This is a genomic window from Maribacter ulvicola, from assembly GCF_900155985.1.
Lineage (GTDB): Bacteria > Bacteroidota > Bacteroidia > Flavobacteriales > Flavobacteriaceae > Maribacter > Maribacter ulvicola.
This window is the reverse complement of the sequence record NZ_FTMA01000018.1, coordinates 1-3,812: the sequence shown is the minus strand read 5'-3', so window position 1 is coordinate 3,812 and position 3,812 is coordinate 1. Positions and strand designations below refer to the sequence as shown.

The window sequence follows — 3,812 nt, the reverse complement described above, 5'->3', positions numbered from 1 at the left end:
ATTTATAAAAAGTATGGTTCAATTCGTGAAAAGCCTTTTTCAACTGCACCTGAAATTTAGGTTCAGCTTTTAACATGGCATAAAAAAAGCCCCTTAACGAGACTTATATAAATAGTGATTATTTCCAATTAAAGGCTTGTGCAACGGTTACCATTGTTGTGCGTAGTTTTTTATTCTTGCGTTAATATCAATTCTTTTAATTTTTCAAGTTGCGTATCCGATAACCAAAGAACCTGATTGATGTCTCTTTCAATTTTGATGTCGGGTTCTGTTCCGTAACCGTCCAAAATTTCACCATTCTTTTGAAAAGAAACCATTGTACTTATTTTTCCAAATATTTTTGAGTTTGGCAAGTCAATCCATTCGCTATTTCCACTTGAGCCATCTGTTGTTACTCCAGCAATCTTGATGTTTGGTAAGCCCTTGAACGCAGAAACGAAAACAGATGCTGCACTAAATGTTTTTTCATTGGCTAAAATATAGACAGGTTTGTTATAGTAAAAAGTTGGTTTACCTAACTTCTTTCCATTCAACAATCCAAAATAATATTCGCTGTATTTGTTTTCATCCAATTCATAGATTGGCTTAAAACTTTTTAAAAATTCTGTTGCCTTTTTTTGTTCTTCATCGTCTAATTCGGATAAGGTATATAAAAAACGGTTGTGTAAACTATTTTTGTAATCTTCTGGTAATGGAAGTGGACCTCTTTGTTTAGTAGCATTTACAACATAAATAGAATCTGGATGTATTAAGTATTTTGCGAATTCATACAACAAATCTCGGGTTCCGCCACCATTGGCTCTTACATCAATAATCAAGGCTTCGCTATCATTTTGGATTGATTGCATAAAGGAATTGACTTTGTCAAAAAGAAGTGGTGCTTCATCTTTATCAACCATTTCGGGAATTTTGATATATGCAGTGTTTTCTTTTATGCTAAAGAGTTTTTCGATTATTTCAGGTTTATTATAATCTTCATCTTTTACTCTAAGATAATCGACCTCAAATCTTTCATCCCAAGGTCGTTGCCTTTGTGATTTATTAATTGGTGTAACAGTTAAAATAGTGTCATTGTTGAAAGTAGAATCTGACAGTGTCAATTCTATTTCTTTAGAAAGTGTTTTATTGAGAAGTATATAATTTTTTTCAATGTCCCGAATATCTCTTACAGCATATGTGAAATAGGTTTCTTGCGGTGCTTTTATGTCTTCTGGTCGTATTTTTTGTAGGAAATCATTAATATCAATTCCGTCAATTTTTTTGAGATATGGAAATTTAAAATTGAGTATTTCTAACTCTTTATTTTGATTTTTATTTAAAACAACAACTCTATCATTTATAGGTGCGTACATAAATGGTAAAAACAGCGATTCCTTTAAATCATAACCTCTTATTCGATTTGAGGAAGAATGTCTGTCCCCAATTTTTGCTAAAGTATTGGTCATATACATTCCAAAGTTTTCAAGTCGGGTGGAATCGCTTAAAGTTTTTAAATAGTTTTCAAAATCGGTATGGAAATCATAGCCGTTTAGGTAAACATAGGAAGACTTTTCATTTAAAGTCTTTGACAGAAACTCAATGTCTTCAGTTATCTGTTTTTTACTGAGTAAATCCTGCGCTTGAGAAATGGCAACATTAAGAGTTAATATAATTGTAAAAAGGATTTTTAGTTTCATTTAAAATGTTTTCTCAAATTACGCACAACGTTTGGTGTAAGAATAGTTGCGTGGGATAAACATTTAAAATACTAAAATTGACCGAGCCTGTGGAAATTCCGCAGGAATTTCCAAGTAGGCGAGAACAAGCAATTATTTTTACACGCTGTTAGCACACGTTATTTAGTCCGTAAGTTTAATGTTTATAGCGATGTTTTTGTCGCTACCCGTAAATTTTTTCAAGTCATTTGGCGCAATCCATTTTCCGCTATAACCAAGCCAAGTGTTCTTTTCACTATCTTCTTTTTCCATTCCAATAGCAGGTTGTAAAATATCCGATGCCAATTTATTACTTAGTTTGTTCTCTTTAAGATTTAGACGGTCAACTACCACAAAAAATCCTTCTTTTGGAAGCATCAGTTTTTCCTTTGTTAAATCGATTATAATTTCGGTTTCCCCTTTACCTGTTTCTAAGATGTAATATTCACTTAAAATTTGGTTTGATGGTTGTCCATCTTTGTCCGCTTTAATCAAATGTACTTTAAATTTGACTTTATTTTTTAGAGCACTACTTACAACAAGAGATAATTCTTTAATGAATGGATTTTGATCGTATTCTTTTTTATACTCGTAATATCGAGCTAACGAGTAATGTCCATTGTAATAAAACTCATTAATTTTCCTATGTTTTTTATAAGAATTGATTGATTTGATTTGTTCATTTCTCATTGGAATAATCATTACTTCATCCAATTCAATTGAAGTTGGTATTAATTCGACCACGTTTTCCGTTTTGGCAAGAAATTCTAATTCTTCATAACCTAAATAAGAGATGAGTAAAGTATCACCAATTTTAGCCCTCTCAAAATTGAAACTTCCTTTGTCATTGGTCGTTGTTCCTATCAAAGTGTTTTTAACCCAAACATTCACAAATTCAATCGGAAGTCCAGTTTTATTATCAGTTACGTTTCCAGAGATTTGACTAAAACTTTGGGCTGTAACCAACATTATTATTTTTATGTAACTAATTTTTTTCATAATGTGTGTAACGCCTGAGCTAAAGTTAGTGCGGAGAATAAGGAAACACTTTTGTTTCCGTCTTCGCACAAAGCCAAAGCCTTTTGTTTGTGTTTTATTTTTTTAATTATTAAAATGTCAAATCAAACTGATTTGGCGACTTTATAAAATTACATAACCCTTTCGAATAAATACCAAACCACCGCATTAATTTTAGGTTTTGTTGTATAGCGTTTTATATTTTTCTTTCCACGTATTTGTAATCCAAGAATCACCTCCAAACTCTTCCAACTGATTAATACTTTCCATTAAAGACATTCTATTTGCCCAGTAGAGTACGTATTCTGCAATTTTTTCAGACATTAACTCTAATTCATGATAACACTCACTTTCGGAAATATAGTTTATTCCATAAAGCGATTTTAGTGTATTTAATAATTCTTTTTCATTTTCCAATCTATTTAAAACTTTAGAATCAAGTATTTGTTTCTCAGATCCGCCATAATATATTGGTTTGAAATAAAACTTAGATTTTTTCGGATTATCAAATTCAAGAAAATGCCATACTTTATCTTTAAACAACGACTTTTTAAATTTAGATAAGATGTTTGGAGAAATACAAAAAGGTGTTAAATGGGCTATTTCTGAACAATTCCATGGGTCTTCATCAAAAGGAACAATTCCTTTATGAAGTAAGCAAACTGTTAAGTGTCTAACTTGTAATCTTACTCCAATTTTATCTGATGGAGCTTCTACACTAATTTTATAGTTTTCATTTTCGAGTTGCCATGATTTACCTTTAAAAGTAAACCCCAAAGTTAAAAGTGATTCGTTCGCCTTTTCAAATATTTTCCAGAATTCGTTTATGTTCATTAATAAATTCTAAATTTTCTATAAAGTGTTTTGATTTTCTAAATGATATACAACAATTGTATATGTGTACAATTACACATATTCCGAAATAATCAGAAATATGTGTAATGTTTTTTTCCATGCATACTAATATACCATTAAACAATAAACCTACAATTAATTGCCCACACTACATTACGGGAAACCATAATCACAAAAAATGTTTTAATCTAAGTAAGAAATGACTAAGATTCACCAAACAGCCAGTCTGTTTTTTGCAGGTTAAAT

At 30.8% G+C, this 3,812-nt stretch carries 3 protein-coding genes; all 3 read right to left on the bottom strand.

Annotation, left to right across the window (positions count from 1 at the left end):
- Nucleotides 1–170 precede the first annotated feature (170 nt).
- Complete coding sequence (locus BW936_RS19260; RefSeq protein ID WP_076551504.1) at nt 171–1,676, bottom strand: S41 family peptidase; 1,506 nt, start codon at nt 1,674–1,676, stop codon at nt 171–173.
- Between the two features lie 162 nt (nt 1,677–1,838).
- Nucleotides 1,839–2,693, bottom strand: a complete 855-nt coding sequence (locus BW936_RS19255) for a carboxypeptidase-like regulatory domain-containing protein (protein ID WP_076551502.1) — start codon at nt 2,691–2,693, stop codon at nt 1,839–1,841.
- A gap of 192 nt (nt 2,694–2,885) precedes the next feature.
- Complete coding sequence (locus tag BW936_RS19250) at nt 2,886–3,545, bottom strand: hypothetical protein (protein WP_076551500.1); 660 nt, start codon at nt 3,543–3,545, stop codon at nt 2,886–2,888.
- Nucleotides 3,546–3,812: the final 267 nt, after the last annotated feature.

Coding starts and splice junctions, on each gene's coding strand:
- BW936_RS19260 (WP_076551504.1), bottom strand. CDS start 1,676: ATGAAACTAAAAATCCTTTTTACAATTATATTAACTCTTAATGTTGCC.
- BW936_RS19250 (WP_076551500.1), bottom strand. CDS start 3,545: ATGAACATAAACGAATTCTGGAAAATATTTGAAAAGGCGAACGAATCA.
- BW936_RS19255 (WP_076551502.1), bottom strand. CDS start 2,693: ATGAAAAAAATTAGTTACATAAAAATAATAATGTTGGTTACAGCCCAA.